This window comes from Chrysiogenia bacterium (genome assembly GCA_020434085.1).
GTDB lineage: Bacteria > JAGRBM01 > JAGRBM01 > JAGRBM01 > JAGRBM01 > JAGRBM01.
The window spans coordinates 1-2,635 of sequence record JAGRBM010000365.1 but is presented as its reverse complement, the minus strand read 5'-3'; the positions used below and the strand labels follow the sequence as shown (position 1 = coordinate 2,635).

At 63.8% G+C, this 2,635-nt stretch carries 2 protein-coding genes; both read right to left on the bottom strand.

The genetic code is table 11. The features are described from left to right. Positions 1-1,047, bottom strand: a 1,047-nt coding sequence (locus tag KDH09_12710) for a hypothetical protein (protein MCB0220553.1), incomplete at its 3' end; no start/stop codon positions are given. Between the two features lie 81 nt (positions 1,048-1,128). After that, a partial coding sequence (locus KDH09_12705) for a hypothetical protein (GenBank protein MCB0220552.1) occupies positions 1,129-2,635 on the bottom strand: 1,507 nt, incomplete at its 5' end.

The window sequence follows — 2,635 nt, the reverse complement described above, 5'->3', positions numbered from 1 at the left end:
GTTGTCGCTGGACACCGGCAGGGGCGAACCCGCCGACGCAACGTAGTTGGGAACGGTCAGCTCGATTCCTTGCGGAATGTTGAAGAACCGCAAGATGAAACGAGTCGCTTGGCTAGCGCCGCCGCCGTTGTTCGACAGAGGCTCCCAGTAGCCACTCTCCCACTGGGTATTGCCAGGGGTGAAGGTCGGGACGCCAAGCGTCTTGAACGCCGTTGCGAAGCCTTCGCGAAGGGTGATCGAGCCAGTCGCCTCACCGTCAAGGCACTGCAGACCCGTAACCGCGCCAGGGCCGGTCACGATCAGGCCCAGGATCGGCACCGCAACGTTGAGCACGTTGTTGGTGACCGGAATCGTGGTCGGGCCGGTGATCGAAACGAAGGCCGTGATCTGGGTCGACGGGAAGGTCGCCGTGTCGGGCACGCCGAGCTGCGAAGCATTGGCGCGAACCGAGGTGATGCGAAGGGTCGTGGTGAACGGGAAGCAACCGCTGGCGGGTTCGCCAGGGAAGAAGGCGCCGCCGCCGTTGCAATCCGCAACCGGAACGCCGGAGGCAGACGCACCCGGAACCGGGAAGTCGACTTCGTTCCACTCCAGACGGTTGGCCGCGGCCAGAGTACCCAGCTGGGGATCCTGGAAGCGGATGTCCGGGGTCGTGCACGAACCGAACACAGAGCCAGAGTTGTTCGGGTTGGTGCAGTTGTTCTCGTTGATGACCAACACGGCGTCGGTGACGTTGCTGCCTTCGCCGAAGTTGATGTTATTGGTGATGTTGACGTTCAGCGAGACGCTGACGTTGGTGACGATGCGATTCCGCGTCGGTTCGCCGGTGCCCGCGCCCGGGGGGATGTTCTGGCAGACCAGAACGATGTCGCCCACGATTTCCGCGATGCCTTCAGCGCGCACGACCGGCGGAACGGCCGTGGCTTGGCACGTGACCACGCCCAGCGATTGCGAGGGGCGTACGGTCTGTGCAGTGGCCACATTCACGCCGAGCATGATCCCGAGGACCAGCAGCAGCGCGATCGAGCTCTTTTTCAAAGCTGCCATGTTTCAGTTCTCCTCAACTCCACAAGCAGGTTGACATTTTCATTTGGCGGGGAGGCCGCAAGGGCGCTCCCCACGCAATGCTTAATGCGCCAAGCTTTCTCCGAGGTTGTGCAGGTTCGGCACGCCCGGAACACGCCCGCTCGGAGTGACCGGGATCACGAGAGCGAGGTAGCCTTGCGCCAGGGCGGGGATACCGCCGAAGCCGTCGGTGATGAACGCGAAGCCGTGCGCGTACTGGAATTCGCAGACTGCGATAACGTAGCCCTGGAACTCCGGAGCGCCGGTGATGTTCTGCGCGTTGTTGCCGCCCGACAGCGTAAAGATGAGCTGCTCGCCGCCCGCAATGGGAGTCGAGGTCTGCTCTGGGGGAGCCGCGCCGCCGCCCGTCGTCGCACCGTGATAGTGAATGGTGCAAGCGCCGGTTTGCGGATCGGTGCCCAGCCAGTCGCTCGAGGTGTTCGAGATCGCCATACCGGTGTCGAAGCCGGCCTGGTTGGTCACGAACGGGAACAACAGGGTGGTGGTGCAGCGCGCGATCGTGATGAACGTGCGAGGCGTGGCCGTGTTCTCGAGGAAGCGCGGCTCAGGCGCAGCGTTGTTCGCGGTGACGATCGTGCTCAGCGGAGCGAAGCTCGCCGAAACTTGACCGCTACCGATCGCGGGCAGGTCATTGGTGGTGTCAGCTTCCCAGCTGACGACGATCGGCACGTCGACCTGCTCGATGCGGAACGGATCGTCGTCGAGGACCTCGTAGGTCACGCCGCCGAAGCCGCCCGAAAGGCCAATGGTCAACGTATCGGTCGCATGGGGAACGGTGCCGCCGCCGCCATTGGCGTCCGCGCCGCTAACCCACTCGAGGCGCAGCGCATCGCCGGTGATGGCGGAGTTGCCCGTCTCGATGACCTTGGGAACCTGGATCTTCACACCCTGCGGGATGTTGTAGAACCGGATCAGGAAGCGGGTGCCTTGCGAGGCGCCGCCGCCGTTGTTCGAACCCGGGGCCCAGTAACCCGACTCCCACTGCGTGTTACCCGGCTGGAAGGTTGGAACGCCCTGCGTCTTGAACGCCGTCGCGAAACCTTCACGCAGGCGGATGCTGGCAGAGGCTTCGGTGTCGATGCATTGCAGGCCGGCGATCGCCGACGAGCCGCTCGTGATCAGGCCCAGGATCGGCACCGCAACGTTGAGCACGTTGTTGGTGATCGCGATCGTGGTCGGACCGGTGATCGAGAGGAACGCGGTGATCTGCGTCGACGGGAACGTCGCCGCATTCGGCACACCCAGCTGCGAAGCGTTCGCGCGCACCGACGAGATGCGCAGCGTCGTCACCAGCGGGTAGAACGCCGTACCGATGTCATCGACGGACGCGCCCGGGTACGGGAAGTGGACTTGGTTCCACTCCAACCGGTTCGTCGCCGCCAACACACCGTGTTGCGGGTCCTGCACGTACGGGCTCGGGGCGCCGCAGGTGCTGAACGTCGCACCGGTGTTGACCGGGTCGGCGCAGTTGTTTTCATTGATAATCAACACCGAATCGGTGACATTCGTGCCATCGAAGTTGATGTTGTTCGTCACGTTCACGTTCAGC